Annotated in this window: 16 protein-coding genes; 14 read left to right on the top strand and 2 right to left on the bottom strand. The window is 71.9% G+C overall.

Going from position 1 to position 19477, the window contains the following annotated elements:
* Position 1 precedes the first annotated feature (1 nt).
* The 14 genes from ligA (at position 2) to ACZ5NH_RS22895 (ending at position 17150) form a co-directional block, all read left to right on the top strand.
* Positions 2-2194 (top strand): NAD-dependent DNA ligase LigA, encoded by a 2193-nt coding sequence (gene ligA, locus ACZ5NH_RS22960; RefSeq protein ID WP_468777659.1) that lies wholly within the window; start codon positions 2-4, stop codon positions 2192-2194.
* A gap of 262 nt (positions 2195-2456) precedes the next feature.
* Complete coding sequence (locus ACZ5NH_RS22955; protein WP_468777657.1) at positions 2457-4697, top strand: putative bifunctional diguanylate cyclase/phosphodiesterase; 2241 nt, start codon at positions 2457-2459, stop codon at positions 4695-4697.
* A 244-nt stretch (positions 4698-4941) separates the two neighbouring features.
* The gene (locus ACZ5NH_RS22950; protein ID WP_388628257.1) at positions 4942-5313 is read left to right on the top strand and encodes a DUF4267 domain-containing protein; all 372 of its coding nucleotides are present in this window, start codon (positions 4942-4944) and stop codon (positions 5311-5313) included.
* A gap of 22 nt (positions 5314-5335) precedes the next feature.
* Entirely contained in the window at positions 5336-5830 is a 495-nt protein-coding gene (locus ACZ5NH_RS22945) for a cupin domain-containing protein (protein ID WP_468777655.1), read from the top strand.
* A gap of 184 nt (positions 5831-6014) precedes the next feature.
* On the top strand, positions 6015-6311 hold the full coding sequence (gene gatC / locus ACZ5NH_RS22940; protein ID WP_006130840.1) for an Asp-tRNA(Asn)/Glu-tRNA(Gln) amidotransferase subunit GatC: 297 nt from the start codon (positions 6015-6017) through the stop codon (positions 6309-6311).
* A 5-nt stretch (positions 6312-6316) separates the two neighbouring features.
* A complete protein-coding gene (gatA, locus tag ACZ5NH_RS22935) occupies positions 6317-7816 on the top strand; it encodes an Asp-tRNA(Asn)/Glu-tRNA(Gln) amidotransferase subunit GatA (RefSeq protein ID WP_468777653.1) in 1500 nt (499 codons plus the stop codon).
* Positions 7813-8055 carry a hypothetical protein gene (locus ACZ5NH_RS22930; RefSeq protein WP_323377045.1) on the top strand — a complete coding sequence of 81 codons (243 nt, stop codon included), beginning with the start codon at positions 7813-7815 and terminating at the stop codon, positions 8053-8055. Before gatA ends, ACZ5NH_RS22930 begins: the two co-directional genes overlap by 4 nt.
* A gap of 16 nt (positions 8056-8071) precedes the next feature.
* The gene (gene gatB, locus ACZ5NH_RS22925) at positions 8072-9586 is read left to right on the top strand and encodes an Asp-tRNA(Asn)/Glu-tRNA(Gln) amidotransferase subunit GatB (RefSeq protein WP_388628245.1); all 1515 of its coding nucleotides are present in this window, start codon (positions 8072-8074) and stop codon (positions 9584-9586) included.
* A 271-nt stretch (positions 9587-9857) separates the two neighbouring features.
* The gene (locus tag ACZ5NH_RS22920; protein WP_468777650.1) at positions 9858-12083 is read left to right on the top strand and encodes an MMPL family transporter; all 2226 of its coding nucleotides are present in this window, start codon (positions 9858-9860) and stop codon (positions 12081-12083) included.
* A complete protein-coding gene (locus ACZ5NH_RS22915; RefSeq protein ID WP_388628239.1) occupies positions 12061-12636 on the top strand; it encodes a GNAT family N-acetyltransferase in 576 nt (191 codons plus the stop codon). The genes ACZ5NH_RS22920 and ACZ5NH_RS22915 overlap by 23 nt, the downstream gene beginning before the upstream one ends.
* Positions 12637-12671: 35 nt before the next feature.
* Positions 12672-13250, top strand: a complete 579-nt coding sequence (locus ACZ5NH_RS22910) for a hypothetical protein (protein WP_468777648.1) — start codon at positions 12672-12674, stop codon at positions 13248-13250.
* A 196-nt stretch (positions 13251-13446) separates the two neighbouring features.
* Positions 13447-13638: a hypothetical protein gene (locus tag ACZ5NH_RS22905; RefSeq protein WP_450980444.1), complete on the top strand. Its 192-nt coding sequence runs from the start codon at positions 13447-13449 to the stop codon at positions 13636-13638.
* A 203-nt stretch (positions 13639-13841) separates the two neighbouring features.
* The gene (locus ACZ5NH_RS22900; RefSeq protein ID WP_468777646.1) at positions 13842-16883 is read left to right on the top strand and encodes a helix-turn-helix transcriptional regulator; all 3042 of its coding nucleotides are present in this window, start codon (positions 13842-13844) and stop codon (positions 16881-16883) included.
* 48 nt (positions 16884-16931) lie between these two features.
* Positions 16932-17150 (top strand): DUF6191 domain-containing protein, encoded by a 219-nt coding sequence (locus ACZ5NH_RS22895; RefSeq protein ID WP_468777644.1) that lies wholly within the window; start codon positions 16932-16934, stop codon positions 17148-17150.
* A 15-nt stretch (positions 17151-17165) separates the two neighbouring features.
* Here the strand turns inward: ACZ5NH_RS22895 and ACZ5NH_RS22890 are convergent, their stop codons facing one another.
* Both ACZ5NH_RS22890 and ACZ5NH_RS22885 read right to left on the bottom strand, forming a co-directional pair.
* Positions 17166-18317: a PQQ-dependent sugar dehydrogenase gene (locus ACZ5NH_RS22890; protein ID WP_468777780.1), complete on the bottom strand. Its 1152-nt coding sequence runs from the start codon at positions 18315-18317 to the stop codon at positions 17166-17168.
* Between the two features lie 115 nt (positions 18318-18432).
* Positions 18433-19431: an aldo/keto reductase gene (locus ACZ5NH_RS22885; protein ID WP_468777642.1), complete on the bottom strand. Its 999-nt coding sequence runs from the start codon at positions 19429-19431 to the stop codon at positions 18433-18435.
* Positions 19432-19477 lie beyond the last annotated feature (46 nt).

Genomic DNA, 19477 nt, shown 5'->3' with positions numbered 1-19477 from the left:
GGTGGCCGGCGACAAGCAGCAGGCGGAGACGGCAGTGCCCGCCGAGGCACGTGACAAGCACGCGCAGCTCGCTGAACAGATCGAGGAGCACCGCTTCCGGTACTACGTGAAGGACGCTCCCGTCATCAGCGACGCCGAGTTCGACAAGATCCTGAAGACCCTGGAGTCCCTGGAGGAGCAGTATCCGGAGCTGCGCACCCCGAACTCGCCGACCCAGAAGGTCGCGGGGTCGTACGAGACGGAGTTCACCGCGGTCGAGCACCGCCAGCGCATGCTGTCGCTCGACAACACCTTCAACGACGACGAGCTGGCCGCCTGGGCCGAGCGCATCGCGCGCGAACTCGGCGACCAGGACTACCACTTCCTGTGCGAGCTGAAGGTGGACGGCCTGGCGGTCAACCTCACGTACGAGAACGGCCGGCTCACCCGCGCGGCGACCCGCGGCGACGGCCGCACCGGCGAGGACATCACGCCCAACGTCCGTACGATCGCCGAGATCCCGGACCGCCTGGGGGGCGACCAGGTGCCCGACCTCGTGGAGATCCGCGGCGAGGTCTACTTCCCGATGGGGAAGTTCCTCGAACTGAACGAACGCCTGGTCGCCGCCGGCGACAAGCCGTTCGCCAACCCCCGCAACGCCGCCGCCGGTTCGCTGCGCCAGAAGGACCCACGGGTCACCGCCACCCGCCCGCTGCACATGGTCGTCCACGGCATCGGTGCCCTGGAGGGCTTCAAGGGCCTGACCCGCCTCTCCCAGGCCTACGACCTGCTGAAGACCTGGGGCCTGCCCACCTCCCCGCACAACCGCGTGGTCGACGACCTCGACGGCGTACGCGAGTTCATCGCCCACTACGGCGAGAACCGCCACTCCGTGGAGCACGAGATCGACGGTGTCGTCGTCAAGCTGGACGAGATCCGCCTCCAGGGCCGCCTGGGCTCCACCGCGCGTGCGCCGCGCTGGGCGATCGCCTACAAGTACGCGCCGGAAGAGGTCAACACCAAGCTCGTCGACATCAAGGTAGGCGTCGGCCGCACGGGCCGGGTCACGCCGTACGCCCAGGTCGAGCCGGTCACGGTCGCGGGCAGCGAGGTGGAGTTCGCCACCCTGCACAACCAGGAGGTCGTCAAGGCCAAGGGCGTCCTCATCGGCGACACGGTCGTCCTGCGCAAGGCCGGTGACGTCATCCCGGAGATCCTCGGCCCGGTGGTCGACCTGCGCGACGGCAGCGAGCGCGAGTTCGTGATGCCGGGCGAGTGCCCCGAGTGCGGCACCCCGCTCAGGCCCATGAAGGAGGGCGACATCGACCTCCGCTGCCCCAACGCCCGCACCTGCCCGGCCCAGTTGCGCGAGCGCGTCTCCTATCTCGCCGGACGCGAGTGCCTGGACATCGAGCACTTCGGTGCGGTGGCCGCCGCCGCGCTCACCCGCCCGCTGGAGCCGGCCGACCCGCCGCTGGTGGACGAGGGCGACCTGTTCGACCTGACGGTGGAGAAGCTGCTGCCCATCAAGGCCTATGTCCTCGACCCCGACAGCGGCCTGCCCAAGCGGGACCCCAAGACGGGCGAGGAGAAGGTCGTCACGGTCTTCGCCAACCAGAAGGGCGAGCCCAAGAAGAACACCCTCGCGCTGCTGGAGAACATCGAGGCGGCCAAGTCCCGCCCGCTGGCGCGCTTCCTGAACGGCCTGTCCATCCGGCACGTCGGACCGGTCGCCGCGCAGGCCCTCGCCCGCGAGTTCCGCTCCATCGACCGCATCGAACAGGCCACCGAGGAAGAGCTCGCGACCACCGACGGCGTCGGCCCGATCATCGCCGCGGCGCTCAAGGAATGGTTCGCCGAGGACTGGCACCGCGAGATCGTCCGCAAGTGGAAGGCGGCCGGAGTCCCGCTGGAGGACGCCTCGACCGGCGAGGACGAGGGCCCGCGCCCGCTGGCGGGGCTCACGGTCGTCGTCACCGGCACGCTGGAGAACTTCACCCGCGACGGCGCGAAGGAGGCACTGCAGAGCCGGGGCGCGAAGGTGACCGGATCGGTGTCGAAGAAGACCTCGTTCGTCGTTGTGGGTGACAACCCGGGATCGAAGTACGACAAAGCCATGCAATTGAAGGTTCCGGTCCTGAACGAGGACGGTTTCGGCGTCCTCTTGGAGCAGGGCCCCGAAGCCGCGGCCGAAGTCGCGCTTCCGACCGAGTAGTAGCGGTTGAAGGTCACCCGTTCGGCGCATATCAGTTGCATACGGGTGGCCCGGGCGCATTCGGGCAACCGTCGACGACCGGTGCCCGTGGAAGCCTTCCGCGGCCTACTGTTGAGATGTGCACCTGCCGTGCCCAGCTGCGGTTGGGGCATCCCCGTGCGCTCCCGGCGTGCGAGGAAGGTTTCTTCAACGCGGAGCTGCTGATGGCTGTCGGACATCGGGCCGCGTGGCGTGGGCACCGCCGGCTGTGAGAGGGACGGGAATGGAACCGACCGAGAGCGTCGCCCCGGACTCACGGCTGCGCCCGCGCCGACGCGCGTGCACCTGGCGGGCCACCCGATGGACGGGCCGGGCACACGGACGTACGGGCGGTCGGGCCCGCGCGGCCGGACCGGGCACCGCCACCGACGCCCACCCGCCCATACCCGTGGCCATCGCGCCCGCCCCCGGCCCGACCGGCGCCGACCCCGAACGGCACCTGTCCTGGCCCACCCTGCCCGCGACCGTCGTGGCCGCCGCCGCGTTCGTCCTCGGCGCCGGCTTCTACCGCGCCTTCAGCGGCCACCACGCCCTCTTCCCGAGCGTCACCGCCGGCTGGGCGCTGGCCCTGCTCACCGGTGTCATCGTCGGCCACCTCGTGATGCTGGGCCGCGCCCGCTGGTGGCGCGGGACGGGCTCCGGCGCCGCGCTCACCCTCGCCGTGCTGCTGCTCTACGGCTGGGTGCCGGCCGGCATGGTCAGCCTCACCGTCGTCGTCCTGGTCGGCATCGCCCGGCGCCACCACTGGCGGCAGGGCGTGCTGCACGGCGCGGTGGACATCCTCGGCATCGGCACCGGAGCGCTGCTGCTCGGCCTGTTCGGCCGCGTCCCGAGCGTCGAGACGCCCTGGCGGCCCGACAGCTGGACCATCGCCACCGCGCCCGAGGTGATCCTCGCCGCCGTCGCCTACCTCGCCGTCAGCCGCGGCCTGCAGTGGTACCTGTACGCCCCGCGCGGCGGCGGACTGCCCACCGTGGCCCGCACCGCCCTGGTGAGACAGGGCCTGGTCGCCGTGGCGCTGCTCGGCATCGCACCGCTGCTCTGCGTCGTCGCCGTCGCCCGGCCGGTCCTGCTCCCCCTGTTCGCCATCCCGCTCATCGCCCTGGACTCCACCCTGTGGATGGCCCGCGCGCGTGCCGAGGAGCAGTTGCGCGACCCGCTGACCGGGCTGCCCAACCGGCAGTGGCTGCTGGAGCGGATCTGGACGGCCCTCGACGACGCCGAACGCATCGGCGCCCGCTCCGCCCTCATGCTGATCGACCTCGATCGTTTCCGGTCGGTGAACGACACCCTCGGTCATCTCGCCGGTGACCGGCTGCTGCTCCAGATAGCCGACCGGCTGCGGCTCGCCCTGCCGCGCGGAGCGGAGGCCGCGCGGCTCGGCGGCGACGAGTTCGCCGTGTTACTGCCCGTGGCCGACTCCACGACCTCGGCCACCCGGGTCGCCCGCGGCCTGGTCGCCGCGCTCAGCTCCCCGCTGGACCTCGACGGGCTCACCCTCGTCCTGGAGGCCAGCGCCGGCGTCGCCGTCTTCCCCGACCACGCGCTGGACGCCGAAGGGCTGCTGCGGCGCGCCGATGTGGCGATGTACCAGGCGAAGAGGGACCGTACGGGCGTCGAGGTGTACGAGTCCAAGCGGGACTCCAACACCCCCGACCGGCTCGGTCTGCTGGGCGATCTGCGCCGGGCGCTGGACGCGCACGAGGTGCAGCTGCACTACCAGCCCAAGGTCCGCTTCGACGGCCAGGTCGCCGGCCTGGAGGCGCTGGTGCGCTGGGTGCACCCCGAGCGCGGGAAGGTCCCTCCGGACGAGTTCATAGCGATCGCCGAGTCCTCCGGGCTGATGCCCCATCTGACCGAGTACGTCCTGGAGACCGCGCTCGGGCAGGTCGCCAAGTGGCGCGCGCAGGGGCTGCGGGTCCCGGTCGCCGTCAACGTCTCCCCGCGCGACGTCCACACGCCCGGGTTCGCGGGGTCGGTCGCCGCGCGGCTGGCCCGGCACGGGGTCCCCCCGGGGGCCTTGCAGCTGGAGATAACGGAGCATGTGCTGCTGGAGGATCCGCAGCGGGCCGCGGACACCCTGGCGGGACTGACCGGGCACGGCGTGAAGATGTCGCTGGACGACTTCGGCACCGGGTATTCGTCCCTGGTGCATCTGCGGCGGCTGCCGGTGAGCGAGCTGAAGATCGACCGGTCGTTCGTGGCGCGGCTGGCTGTGGACACCGAGGACGCGGAGATCGTGCGGTGCACGGTGGATCTGGCGCATTCGCTGGGGTTGCTCGTCGTCGCCGAAGGGGTGGAGGACGACGAGACGTGGGAGCGGCTGCGGGATCTCGGGTGTGACGCCGTGCAGGGGTGGCTCGTTGCCGCCGCCATGCCGCCCGAGGAGACGACGGCGTGGTTGCGGGCGCGGGGGTCCCGTGGGTGGCAACGGCCCCGCGCCGCGTTGCCTGCCGCCGAGTAGCCGCGTTGTCTGCCGCCGAGTAAGGGATTGGCCGGCCGCCGTCGACGGGTGCCAGTTCGTCGTGGCGGGTCGCGCCCATGCGGGGGAGCCGCACGTCGACACAGCCCCCGGCGCCTGCCTTCGCCTCCCGCAGAGGCGCCGGAGCATCCTCCGTCCCAGATCCTAGCGGCGCTAGTCAATCTATCGATGCCCTGCTAGCTTTGCCCCTGTTCCTAGCACTGCTAGAAAGCATCGGGGAGATCCCATGGCCGTCACCGCGTACGCCCTGGCCGTCCTGCTCGACCTGTTCTGCGTGTTCCTCGGCTACCGGTTCTGGTTCCAGCCGGGCCCGGCCGCGGCCGGCTACGGCGTCGCAGCCGACCCCCGGGGCGACGCCGGCGCCTACCTGTCGGTCAAAGGCCTCAGGGACGGCACCCTCGGGCTGCTGGGCCTGGTCCTGCTGGCCGCCGCCGGTGCCCGCGCGGAGGCGTGGTTCATGGTCTGCGTGGCACTCGTCCCGCTCGTCGACACCCTGATAGTCCTGCGCCACGGCGGGAGGAAAGCGGTCGCGTTCGGCATCCACTTCGCCACCGCGATCGTCGTACTGATCAGCGCCGGACTGCTCTTCGCGGTCTGACCACAACACAAGGGAACGCATCATGTCGCTGTTCGTGCCCAAGTTCGACGATTCCGTGATCGTGCGCGGCGCCGAGGCCGAGGTGGTCGGGGGTGCCCCGGTCGGCGTACAGCTGCTGGCCGACCAGAGTGCGACCGGAGGGGCGCTGTCCACCGTGCGCGTCACCCTGGCCGAGGGCGCCGACGGCGCGCGGCCGCACCTCCACCACAGCGGGGCGGAGATGTTCTACCTGCTCGACGGGTGTGCCGAGATCCTCTCCGGTGACGACATCGTGACCGCGGAGCGCGGTGACCTCGTCATCGTCCCGCCGGAGAAGCCGCACGCCTTCGCCGCCGTCCCGGAGGCCGCGGCGGACATCCTCATCGTCTTCACCCCGGGCATCGAGCGCTTCGAGTACTTCCGCCACCTGCAGCGCATCCGCCTCGGCGAGGCCACCCCGGAGAGCATCCTCGAGGTGCAGGACCGGTACGACAACCACTTCCTCAAGAGCGAGGTCTGGGACGGACGCCGGGGCTGACGCGCGGGGCCGGGGAAACCGTTTCACGGCCACCCGCCCCCGCCCCATAGGATTGGGGCTAGTCGTCCCATTCCCGTCTGTCGCGCGACGCCTGGCCCGCGCGACCCGCCCTTCGGGCGGACGACGGGAACGGGAGGACTGGCCCCAGCCCGAACCACACACACTCACCCCAGAGGATCGCTGCATGCCTGGCATCACGCGCGAGGAGGTCGCCCACCTCGCCCGGCTGGCGCGTCTGGAGCTGAAGCCCGAAGAACTCGACCACTTCGCGGGACAGCTGGACGACATCATCGGCGCGGTCGCCCGCGTCAGCGAGGTCGCCGACCAAGACGTACCGCCGACCTCGCACCCGCTCCCGCTGACGAACGTCATGCGCGCGGACGAGGTCCGTCCCTCGCTCACCCCCGAGCAGGCGCTCTCCGGCGCCCCGGCACAGGAGCAGCAGCGTTTCAAGGTGCCGCAGATCCTGGGGGAGGAGTGACCACCATGACGGACAGCAACATCATCAAGCTCACCGCCGCGCAGATCGCCGAGAAGATCGCCTCCGGCGAGCTCACGGCCGTCGAGGTCACCGAGGCCCACCTCGCCCGGATCGAGGCCGTCGACGAGAAGGTGCACGCCTTCCTGTACATCGACCGCGCGGGCGCCCTCGCCCAGGCCCGCGCCGTGGACGAGAAGCGGGAGCGAGGGGAGAAGCTCGGCCCCCTGGCCGGCGTGCCCCTCGCGCTCAAGGACATCTTCACCACCGAGGGCGTCCCCACGACCGTCGGCTCGAAGATCCTGGAAGGGTGGATTCCGCCGTACGACGCCACCCTCACCAAGAAGCTGAAGGCCGCTGACGTCGTCATCCTCGGCAAGACCAACATGGACGAGTTCGCCATGGGGTCCTCCACCGAGAACAGCGCCTACGGGCCGACCGGCAACCCCTGGGACCTCACCAGGATCCCCGGCGGCTCCGGCGGCGGATCGAGCGCCGCGCTCGCCTCCTTCCAGGCGCCCCTCGCCATCGGCACCGACACCGGCGGCTCCATCCGCCAGCCGGCCGCCGTCACCGGCACGGTCGGCGTCAAGCCGACGTACGGCGCGGTGTCCCGCTTCGGCATGGTCGCCTTCTCCTCGTCCCTCGACCAGGGCGGCCCCTGCGCCCGTACGGTCCTGGACGCGGCGCTGCTGCACGAGGTCATCGCCGGACACGACCCGATGGACTCCACCTCCATCGACGCCCCGGTCCCGCCGGTCGTCGAGGCCGCCCGCAACGGCAGCGTGCGGGGCATGCGGGTCGGCGTGGTCAAGCAGTTCCGCGGCGAGGGCTACCAGGCCGGAGTCATCCAGCGCTTCGACGAGTCGGTCGAGCTGCTGAAGGAGCTGGGCGCCGAGATCGTCGAGCTGGACTGCCCGTCCTTCGACCTCGCCCTGTCGGCGTACTACCTGATCGCACCGTCCGAGTGCTCCTCCAACCTCGCCCGCTTCGACGGCCTGCGCTACGGCCTGCGGACCGGCGACGACGGCAGCCACTCGGCCGAGGAGGTCACCTCCCTCACCCGCGAGGCCGGCTTCGGTCCCGAGGTCAAGCGCCGCATCATGCTCGGCACCTATGCGCTGTCGAGCGGGTACTACGACGCGTACTACGGCTCCGCCCAGAAGGTCCGCACGCTCATCACGCGCGACTTCGAGAAGGCCTTCGAGCAGGTCGACGTCATCGTCTCGCCGACGACCCCGACCACCGCCTTCCCGATCGGCGAGCGCGCCGACGACCCGATGGCGATGTACCTCGCGGACCTGTGCACCATCCCGACCAACCTCGCGGGCAACGCGGCCATGTCCCTGCCCTGCGGACTCGCCCCGGAGGACAACCTCCCGGTGGGCCTGCAGATCATCGCCCCCGCGATGCAGGACGATCGCCTGTACAAGGTGGGCGCCGCCGTCGAGGCCGCCTTCGTGGAAAAGTGGGGTCACCCGCTGCTGGAGGAGGCTCCGTCGCTGTGAGCAAGGCACTGTCCAAGGCCAAGGGCTTCAAGAAGTCCAAGTCCGGTACGTACCTGTCCATGGCCACCACCGCGTTCGGCGCGGTCGGTGTCGCCAAGCAGATCAAGAAGGCCCGCGCCGAGCACGACACGCTGCGGCTGATCGACGCCACGGTCTCGGCCGTGGCCATCGTGACCGGCCTCGCGATCCTCTACCGCGAGCTGAAGCGGCTGGGCGACGACGACGTCCTGCTGGGCTGAGAGGGAAGTTTTCACCGTGACCACCACGACCGACCTGGTGTCGTACGAGGACGCGCTGGCGTCGTACGACCCCGTCATGGGCCTTGAGGTCCATGTCGAACTCGGCACCAAGACCAAGATGTTCTGCGGCTGTTCGACGGCGCTCGGCGCCGACCCGAACACCCAGACCTGCCCCGTCTGCCTCGGCCTGCCCGGCGCGCTCCCGGTCATGAACGCGACCGGCGTCGAGTCGGCGATCAAGATCGGTCTCGCGCTGAACTGCGAGATCGCCGAGTGGTGCCGCTTCGCCCGGAAGAACTACTTCTATCCGGACATGCCGAAGAACTTCCAGACCTCCCAGTACGACGAGCCGATCGCCTTCAACGGCTACCTCGACGTGCAGCTGGAGGACGGCGAGACCTTCCGCGTGGAGATCGAGCGCGCCCACATGGAGGAGGACACCGGCAAGTCCACCCACGTGGGTGGCGCGACCGGTCGTATCCACGGCGCGCAGCACTCGCTCCTGGACTACAACCGTGCCGGCATCCCGCTCATCGAGATCGTCACCAAGCCGATCGTCGGCGCCGGCGAGCGCGCCCCCGAGGTGGCGAAGGCGTACGTCCGCGAGCTGCGCGAGCTCATCCGTGCCCTCGGCGTGTCCGAGGCCCGCATGGAGATGGGCCAGATGCGCTGCGACGTCAACCTGTCGCTGATGCCGAAGGGCGCCGACAAGTTCGGCACCCGCAGCGAGACCAAGAACGTCAACTCGCTGCGTTCGGTGGAGCGCGCGGTCCGCTTCGAGGTCATGCGCCACGCCGCCGTGCTGAACGACGGCGGCAAGGTCGTCCAGGAGACCCGCCACTTCCACGAGGACACCGGCTCCACCACCTCCGGCCGGACGAAGGAGGAGGCCGAGGACTACCGGTACTTCCCGGAGCCCGACCTCGTTCCGGTCGCGCCCACGCGCGAGTGGGTGGAGGAGATCCGCGCGGCGCTGCCCGAGCTGCCGCTGGCCCGCCGCACCCGGCTGCTCGCCGAGTGGGGCATCTCCGCCACCGACATGCAGGCCATCATCAACGCCGGTGCGCTGGACCTGATCGTCGCCACGATCGACGCCGGTGCCGACGCCGCCTCCGCCCGCAAGTGGTGGATGGGCGAACTGGCGCGCAGCGCCAACGAGTCCGGCAAGGCGCTGGACGAGCTGGCGATCACGCCCGCGCAGGTGGCCCGGGTCGCCGAGCTGGTCGCGAAGGGTGACCTGAACGACAAGCTGGCCCGCCAGGTCATCGAGGGCGTCCTCGCGGGCGAGGGCACCCCGGACGAGGTCGTCGACAAGCGCGGTCTGAAGGTCGTCTCCGACGAGGGCGCGCTGACCGCCGCCGTCGACGAGGCGATCGCCGGCAACCCGGGCGTCGCGGACAAGATCCGCGGCGGCAAGGTGGCCGCGGCGGGCGCCCTGGTCGGCGCGGTCATGAAGGCGACCCGGGGGCAGGCCGACGCGGCCCGCGTCAAGGAGCTGATCCTTCAGAAGCTGGGGGTCAGCGAGGGCTGAGCGACACCGCGGGAACCATCCGAGGGGCAGTGCACCGGAGCTGGTGTACTGCCCCTCGCTCGCTTACAAGAACCTTATGAGGCGACAGAGTTCGCCGGAGTGTCCTGTGATGTCGCTCCCAGCCCTGTGAATAAGCCCACGATCGCGACAAACGATCATTTTCGCCTGCAAGAGTGTCTTGCGATTGCTCATGCGTTCTTTGCGGGCTGTTCAGTTCATGGACGATCGTTCCCGATCAAAGATCCACAAATCATCTCCTGGGAGCACGTCCGTGGCAGACCTCGCCCGTTGGTGTGTCCGGCATCGGCTGATCGCCGTGCTGCTGTGGCTCCTCGCCTTCGGCGGGGTCACCGCGGCCGCCGCCGTGGCCGGTTCGTCGTACTCGAACGCCTACGACGTCCCCGGCACCCAGGCGGGCCGCGCGGCACAGCTGCTCAAGGAGAGCTTTCCGGGCCTGGGCGGGGACAGCGACACCGTCGTCTGGCACACCGGCACCGGCACCGTCCGCGCCGCCGGCGTCGAGCAGACCATGACCCACACCCTGGACCGGATCGCCTCGCTGCCCGGCGTGGCCTCCGTGACCGGCCCGTACGGCCGCCAGGACGCACACCGGATCAGCGACGACGGCCGTACGGCCTACGCCACCGTCACCTTCACCCAGGAGGCCGAGCACATCGGCAAGGCCGAGGCGCAGGCCGTGGTGCGCACCGCCAAGGCCGCCGAGGGCCACGGGCTCCAGGTGGAACTGGGCGGCAGCGCCATAGGACTCACCGCGTCCCCGCGCGCGCACACGGCCGAGGTGGTCGGCGTGCTCGTCGCGGCCGTCGTGCTGTTCGTGGCCTTCGGCTCGCTCGCTGCCTCGGCCCTGCCCATCGCCACCGCCCTGATCGGCGTCGGCACCGCCTACTCCGGCATCGGGCTGCTCGGGCACGTCATGACCGTCGCCGACTTCGCACCCATGCTCGGCATGCTCATCGGCCTCGGCGTCGGCATCGACTACGCGCTGTTCATCGTGACCAGACACCGGCGCGGACTGAAACGCGGCCTGAGCGTCACCGAGGCCGCCGTGAACGCCGTGGCCACCACCGGACGCGCGGTCGTCTTCGCGGGTGCGACGGTGTGCATCGCCCTGCTGGGGATGCTGATACTGCGGCTGAGCTTCCTCAACGGCGTCGCCGTGGCCGCCTCGTTGACGGTCCTGCTCACCGTCGCGGCCTCGGTCACCCTGCTGCCCGCCCTGCTGTCGTACATCGGCCCCCGGGCCCTCAGCCGCCGCGAGCGGCGCCGGCTCGCCGAGCACGGGCCGCGTCCGGAGCTGCCCACCGGTCTCGCCGCCCGCTGGTCGGCGCTCGTCGAACGCCGGCCCAAGCTGCTCGGCTCGCTCGCCGTCGCCGTCATCGCCCTGCTCGCCCTGCCCACCCTCTCCCTCCACCTGGGCACCTCCGACCAGGGCAACGACCCGCGCACCTCCACCACCCGCAAGGCCTACGACCTGCTCGCCGAGGGCTTCGGACCGGGAGTGAACGGACCGCTCACCCTGGTCACCCGGGTGGACGGCGCCGACGACAGGCTCGCCCTGGACAACCTCGACGAGACCCTGCGCACCACCCGGGGCGTCGCCGCCGTCACCCCGGCCACCTACGCCGCCGGCACCGCCTACCTCACCGTCGTCCCCGACTCCGCGCCGCAGTCGCAGCAGACCAGTGAACTCGTGGACCGGCTGCGCACCAAGGTGCTGCCGCGCGCGGAGACCGGCACCTCCCTGCACATCCAGGTCGGCGGGGTCACCGCCGGCTACGACGACTTCGCGGGTGTGATCATCGGCAAGCTGCCGCTGTTCGTCGGCGCGGTCATCGGCCTCGGCTGCCTGCTGCTGCTCGTCGCGTTCCGCTCGCTCGGCATCCCGCTGAAGGCCGCCGTGATGAACATCGCCGCCGTGGCCGCCGCGTTCGGCATCGTCGTCGCCGTCTTCCAGTGGGGCTGGGGCAGCGAACTGCTCGGCCTCGGCCGGGCCGGGCCCATCGAGCCGTTCCTCCCCGTGATCATGGTGTCCGTGCTCTTCGGACTCTCCATGGACTACCAGGTCTTCCTGGTCAGCCGGATGTACGAGGAGTGGCTGGAGACCGGCGACAACCGGCGCGCCGTCCGCGTGGGCCTCGCCGAGACCAGCCGGGTCATCAACTCCGCCGCGGTCATCATGATCTCGGTCTTCCTCGCCTTCGTGCTCAGCGGCGACCGCGTGATCGCCATGTTCGGCATCGCGCTCGCCTCCGCCGTCGCCCTGGACGCCTTCGTCCTGCGCACCCTCCTCGTGCCCGCGCTGATGCATCTGCTCGGCGCCGCCAACTGGTGGCTGCCCGCCTGGCTGGAGCAGCGCCTGCCGCACGTCAGCATCGAGCCGCCCGAGTGCCGCGCCTCGCATGAGAGGCTCGGCAGGGTCTCGGTGGAGGAACTGCGGAAGGAAGAGCAGCGCGATGTACGCGATATCCCTGGGTGACGACGGCGCCGAGCTGCGGCCCCTGGAGGTCTGGCACGCCGAGGAGCTCCTCGCCAACATCGACCGGGGGCGGGAGTTCATCGGCCGTCACATCGGACTGCCGGACGTGATCACCGACCTGGACTCCGCCCGCGCCTACCTGAAGTCCTACGCCGACAAGCGCGGCGCCGACGCCGGCAGCCTGCACGGCATCCGGCTGGACGGGAAGCTGGTCGGCGGTCTGCTGTTCCGGGTGTGGGACACCCCGAGCGGGGTGTGCGAGGCCGGTTGCTGGCTGGAGCCCGCGGCGGCCGGGCGCGGGCTGGTCACCCGCGGCATGCGGGTGCTGCTGGACTGGGCCTTCGAGGAGCGCGGCATGCACCGTGTCGAGTGGTACGCGTCCTCCGCCAACGAGCCCAGCATCAACGTGGCCCGGCGGCTCGGCATGACCCGCGAGGGCATGTTCCGCGAGAACTACCCGCACCGGGGCGTGCGCGCCAGCACCGAGATCTGGTCGATGCTCGCGCCCGAATGGCGTGCGGCACGCGCGCGTACCGCCCACAACGATCATTAAGACACCTCTCAGACAGGGTCCGTACCGTGCCGGGCATGGCTACGAAGACAGAGGAAGGCGCCACGGCCGGCACCGAGGCGCACGGCGACGACACGGCGGTGGAGGCCGCCATCACCGAGAAGGACACCGCGCGGGCGGAGGCTCTTGAGGAGCACTCCGGGAAGGCGGACGCCGTCGAGGAGGAGTCCGGGGAACAGGAACCCGCGCAGGAGAAGGTGCCCTCCGGGGTCGGTCAGGGCGCCGGTGCCGTCGTCTCCGCCGCGCTGGGCTTCGTCTCGCTCAGCGGCGGCTGGATCGGCACCCTCGCGGGCGCCCGCGAGCAGCTCGTCGGTCAGCTGCGCACCTCCTCCACCGCGAGCGTCGCCACCCAGATCAAGGCGGTCTACGGCAACGCCTGGCACAGCACCGCCCTGTGGGCCGGCCTGTTCGCGCTGGCCGCCCTGCTCACCGGTGTCGTCGTGCTCGCCCGGCCCGCCTTCGGCACCCCGGGCCGCCCGCAGGCGCCCTGGATCAAGTCGGTCGCGTGGGCCGGCGTCTCGCTCGGTGTCATCGGTCTGCTGCTGGCCGTCCTGAAGTACTCCGACGCCCTGCTCGCCCTGCCCTCGACCGGCTGAGAACCCACAGGCCCCAGGGGCCTTAGGGAATCCGAGAGCACCTCACGGACTCCCTAAGGCCCCTTACGCGCGCGTGGGGCCCGTACGCCGCCCGAAGATGCGGAACTCTCCCGATGTGGCGCACCCCCCTGGGAGACGAAGGTGGAGGCATCGCAGAACGCGACGCACGACACCGGCTCTCCTCGAAGGACACGTCATGATCGAGATCGAGTACCACAAGATGCGCTCCGCCCAGCTGATCCTCGAGGCCGAGCAGCAGCGCCTGGCCCGCGAGGCCGCCCGGGCCCGGCGCGCCGCCCGCCGCGAGGGGTCCGCCGGCCGTGACAGCGCGGTCGCCGAGTCCCATACCGACCGGCCCCGCCGGCACCGGATCCCGCGCACCGCGTGAACACCGGACCGACGCAGGGGCCCGGAGCGGATGGCGGCCGTACGGGGGTCGGCCGCCTTTCGCACCTGCCGGACCAGGGTCGTACGACTGTCCACCCCAGTCGTACGACCCTTCCGTCTGTTTCCACACCCCTTCCGATCGCCGGTACGACGATCGCACCGAACCTGTGGAAAACCGCTGCCCTGCCGTCCGGGCCTCATGCGATGCTCGGGCCCGTGGAGACCAGGTCCGTAAGTCCCGTGTTCGTCGGCCGCACCGACGAGCTGGACACCTTGAACGACGCGCTCGCCCGCGCCCGCGCCGGCGAGCCCCAGGCGCTGCTGCTCGGCGGCGAGGCCGGGGTCGGCAAGACCCGCCTTGTAGAGGAGTTCGCCGCGGCCGCCGGGCCGCACGCGGTCGTCGCCGTCGGCGGCTGTGTGGAGATCGGCGCGGACGGGCTGCCGTTCGCGCCCTTCTCGGCAGCGCTGCGCGCCCTGCGCGACGCCCTGCCCGAGGAGTTCGCCGCCGCCGCCCACGGGCAGGAGGAGGAACTGGCCCGGCTCCTGCCCGACCTGGGCGAGGCCGGCGCCGGCCGCCACGACGAGCAGGGCATGGCCCGCCTGTTCGAACTCACCGCCCGGCTGCTGGAACGGGTCGCCGCAGAGCACCCGGTCGTGCTCGTCCTGGAGGACCTGCACTGGGCCGACGCCTCCACCCGCCACCTCCTCGCCTACCTCTTCCGGACCCTGCGCGCAGGCAGGCTCCTCGTCCTCGCCAGCTACCGCTCCGACGACATCCACCGCCGCCATCCACTGCGCCCCCTGCTCGCCGAACTCGACCGGCTGCGCACCGTCCGCCGCATCGAACTCGCCCGCTTCACCCGCGAGGAGGTGGGCCGTCAGATCGCCGGCATCCTCGCCGCCGAACCCGACCCCGCACAGGTCGACGAGATCTTCGAACGCTCCGACGGCAACGCCTTCTTCGTCGAGGAACTGGCCGCCGCCGCCTGCGACGGCTGCTGCACCGGCCTCACCGACTCCCTGCGCGACCTGCTACTCGTCCGCGTCGAGGCGCTGCCCGAGAGAGCCCAACGGGTCGCCCGGATCGTCGCCGAGGGCGGCTCCACCGTCGAGTACCGGCTGATCGCCGCCGTCGCCCAGCTCGGCGAGGACGACCTCATCGAGGCACTGCGGGCCGCCGTCGGCGCCAACATCCTCACCGTCACCCCGGCCGGCGACGGCTACCGCTTCCGGCACTCCCTGGTACGCGAGGCCGTCGCCGACGACCTGCTGCCCGGCGAACGCTCCCGGCTCAACCGCCGCTACGCCGAGGCGCTTGAGGCCGATCCCACGCTGGTCCCGGCCGACGCCCGCGTGATGCGCCTGGCCAGCTACTGGTACCACGCGCACGACCCCGCCAAGGCCCTGCCCGCCGTCCTGGACGCCTCCGTCGTGGCCCGCCGCCGGCACGCCTACACCGAGCAACTCGGCCTGCTGGAGCGGGCGATGGAGCTGTGGGACGGCGTCCCGGAGGAGGTGCGCTCGGCCCTGCGCCCGGTGGACTACACCGAGGTCTACCCGCCCTGCGGCTGCGACCCGGCCACCGCCCCGTTGCGCTATCTCGACCTGATGGCCGAGGCCGCCGTCGCGGGCCGGTTCGGGGGAGAACGCGAACGCGCGCTGAAGATCACCAAGCGGGCCCTGCGCCTCCTGGAGGACGACCCGGATCCCCTGCGCGCTGCATGGTTCTGGGTGCAGCGCTCCCGGCTGATCCAGGCCCAGGCCCGTGGCGACGGCTGGCAGGAACTGGCCACCGCCCAGGACCTGGTGCGGGGCCTGCCGCCGTCCGAGGTGCACGCCGAGGTGCTGGCCCTCGCCGCCAACTGGTCCATGCTGCACCGGCCCGGACCCGACGCCTTCGCCGCCGCCGAGCGTGCCGTGGAGTACGCGCGCATGGTCGGCGCCCGCGACATCGAACTGCACGCCCGGCTCACCCTGGGCTGCCTGGAGCTGGACTCCGGCGACATGGAGCGAGGACTGGCTCGAATGCGGCAGGTGCTGCGGGACACCCTCGCCGAAGGCGTGCACCAGGTCGCGGGCCGCGCCTACGTCAACATTCCCTCCCAGCTGCAGGGCATCGGCCGCGACCGGGAGGCGGTCCGCCTCCTGCGCGAGGGCATCGCCTTCGCCCGCGCCCAGGGGCTGCTGGACTCCGAGTCCTGGATACGCGGCAACCTGGCCGCGGCCCTGTACTCGCTCGGCGACTGGGCGGAGGCCGCCGAGGCCGCCACCCACGCGACCCGGGCCGGGCACAGCGCCAAAACCCGTGGCACGGGCGCCGTGCACCTGGCACACCTCGCCCTGGCCCGGGGCGACCTCGCCGAAGCCGGCCGGCAACTCGCCGCCGCCCGCGCCCACTACGGCACCCACGACCCCATGCCCCAGCACGTCCTGCCCCTGGCCCGGGTCGCCCTGGGCGTCGCCGCCGAGGAGGGCCGTATCGCCGACGCCCGCGCCGAACTGCTGCGGGCCCTGGACGACGGCTTCCCGCCCGGCACCCACCGCTACGGCTGGCCGCTGCTGCGGACGGCCGCCACCGCGGAGGCCGAGGCCCGGACCCTGTCCGCCGCCGAGCCGGGCCGCGCCGAGATCCTCGACCGCCTCGGCGAGGCCGTACGGCACCTCGCCACCGGCGCCCCGCTCTGGCAGGCCTACGACCACTGGACCCGCGCCGAGCTGCGCCGCGCGCAGGGCGAGGACACCGCCGACGACTGGTCGCCGGTCGTCACCGCCTTCGAGTGCCTGGACCGCCCCTATGAGCTCGCCCGCGTCCGCCACCGCCTCGCCGGGGCGCTCCTGGCCGGCGGCGGCGACGACGAACGCGACCGCGCGGTGGAACTGCTCCGGCTGACGGCCGCCGTCGCCGCCCACCTCGACGCCCGCCCCCTCGCCGACGCCGTCGCCCGCCTCGCCCAGCGCGCCCGCCTCACCCTGACCCGCGCGCCCCGGCAGGTCCTCGCCTCCGCCGACCCGGCCGCGGCCCTCGGCCTGACCAGCCGGGAGCGGGACGTCCTGCGCCTGGTCTCGGCCGGCCGCACCAACCGGCAGATCGCCGAGGAGCTGTTCATATCCCCGAAGACCGCGAGCGTCCACGTCTCCAACATCCTGAGCAAGCTCGGCGTCTCCGGCCGGGGCGAGGCGGCGGCGGTGGCACACCGGCTGGGGCTGTTCCCGGCCGGGACGCTCACTGCCGGAGGCGCGGGCTGAGACATACGCTGGAGAAGTGCCGCAAGGGGGAGAAAGCGGGGAGAGGCCGTGTTCAACGCCTTCGAGGAACTGTTCGCACCCGGCCGCAAACACAGCCGGGACGAACAGAACCGCCTGGAGCTGACCCGCGAGGACGTCGGCGACAACGACCCCGGACGGGGCCCGATAGACCTGTCCTCCGGGAAGGCGGTCATACGGCTGCCGCAGCCGTCACGGGCGGAGACGGAGCCGCAGGAGAGCCCGGAGGAGGGACCCGGATCCGCGTGAACCGTCCCGCGAGCGCTACCTCACCTCCGCCTCCAGCACCCGGTCGTCCCCCTTCTTCGGCCGGCCGCGGCCGTCCGTGTTGCTCGTCACCAGCCATGCCGTGTCGCCGCCCGCCGCGACCACCGTGCGCAGCCGGCCGTACTCTCCGGTGAGGAAGGCCTGCGGTGCCGCCGCGGCCTCCGTGCCCTTGAGCGGGATGCGCCACAGGCGCCGGCCCCTCAGGCCCGCCATCCAGATCACGCCCTTGACACAGGCGATGCCGCTGGGGGAGGCCTCGTCGGGGTGCCACTGGGCAACGGGGTTCTGGAAGGCGGCGTCGGAGGACCTGCCCTCGGCCTTCGGCCAGCCGTAGTTCGCGCCCGGCTTGATCGCGTTCAACTCGTCCCAGGTGTCCTGGCCGAACTCCGAGGCGAACAGGCGCTGTCTGTCGTCCCAGGCCAGGCCCTGGACGTTGCGGTGGCCGTAGGAGTACACCGGGGAGCCGGGGAACGGGTTGCCCGGGGCCGGTTCGCCCTCCGGGGTCAGGCGCAGGATCTTGCCGCCCAGGGACCGCCTGTCCTGGGCCAGACCCCGCTCGCCGCTGTCGCCGGTGCCCGCGTACAGCATGCCGTCCGGACCGAACGCGATCCGGCCGCCGTCGTGCACGACGCCCTTGGGTATGCCCTTGAACACCGTGTCCGGAGCGTCCAGTTGCTCACCGGGCGGCTTCCGCTCGTCGTACCGCATGCGGACGATGCGGTTGTCCGAGGCCGAGGTGAAGTAGGCGTAGATCATGTGGTCCGAGGTGTAGGCGGGGGAGAGGGCGATGCCCAGCAGACCGCCCTCGCCGGCCGGGGCGACCCCGGAGACCGTGCCCAGCTCGGTCCTGCGGCCCGTCTTCTCGTCGATCCGGATGATCGTGCCGTCGTCCCGGGAGGAGACCAGCAGGCCGCCGTCGGGCAGCGGGGCCAGCCCCCACGGTGTCTTCAGGCCCTCGGCCACGGTGCGCAGCACCCTCACCGAGCCCTTGGCCGGCGGCACCGGCTCGGTGCCGCGGCCGGAGGGGGCCGTGCCCGGTGCCGTACCGGTGGCCGTCGTCCTCCCCGGAGGGCCGACCAGGGGTCCCCCTCCGCCCGAGGAGCAGCCGGCGGTCAGCAGGAGGGCGGCCACGGCGAACACGGCCGGCACAGCTCGTCCTTGCACGATCACGGTCCCTTCGAGGCGGTGGTCCAGCACCAGATGCAAGTTCTCATACACCGCCCACCCGGGTTCCCGCCCCGGCACCACCGATCCCGGGAGGCCCTCAGTCCCAGGACCCCTGAGCCGCCGGCAGCCGTGCCATCTCCGCGAGGTCCTCCTCGGTCAGGCGCAGGTCGACCGCCGCCGCGTTCTCCAAGGCCCAGCGTTCCTGCTTCGCGCCCGGCAGGGCGATCACATGGCGGCCCTGTGCCAGGACCCAGGCGAGGGCCACCTGGGCCGGTGTGACGTGCTCGCCGTGGCGGCGGGCGATGCGGCGCAGGCCCGCGACGATCGGCTGGTTGGCCGCCATCATCTCCGCCGTGAAACGGGGGTGGCGGGCCCGCAGGTCGTCCGGTTCGAAGCCCTCGCCGGGGGTCAGCGTGCCGGTCAGGAAGCCGTTGCCCAGCGGCATCGCCGCGAGGAGACCCACGCCCCGCGCCTCGCACCACGGCAGCAGCACCCGGAGCGCCTCCGGCGACCACACCGACAGCTCCGCCTCCACCGCGGCCACCGGGAAGACCTGCTGCACCCGCTGCAACTGGCGCAACGTACCGTCGTGCAGCCCAGCCCCGGAGCGGCGGCCGCCGCGCGCGCCCACCGCGCACAGGCCCAGTGCCCGCACCTTGCCGGCCCGCACCAGCTCGGCCATCGCGCCCCAGGTCTCCTCGACAGGCACCTCGGGGTCGGCGCGGTGCAGCTGGTAGAGGTCGATCACGTCCGTCTGCAGGCGGCGCAGGGAGGCGTCACAGGCCCGCTTCACATACCCGGGGCGGCCATTGGCCACGATGTGCTGCTCACCCACCAGCAGCCCCACCTTCGTGGACACGAAGGCGTCCGCGCGCCGCTCCTTCAGCACCCGGCCCAGCAGCAGCTCATTGGTGAACGGGCCGTACATGTCCGCCGTGTCCAGGAGGGTCGAGCCCAGGTCCAGCGCCCGGTGCACGGTCCTGAGCGATTCGTCGCCCCGCTGCCGCGACCCGCTGTACGCCCAGCTCATCGGCATGCACCCGAGTCCGACGGCCCCCACCGCGAGTGCCCCCGCGCCGATCGTCCTGCGCTCCACCTGCTCGTGAACCTCCCTCTGCCCGGACCCCAACCTAACCTCTGCA

Source organism: Streptomyces sp. NPDC031426 (assembly GCF_055581585.1).
This window is presented reverse-complemented; position numbering and strand designations above follow the sequence as displayed.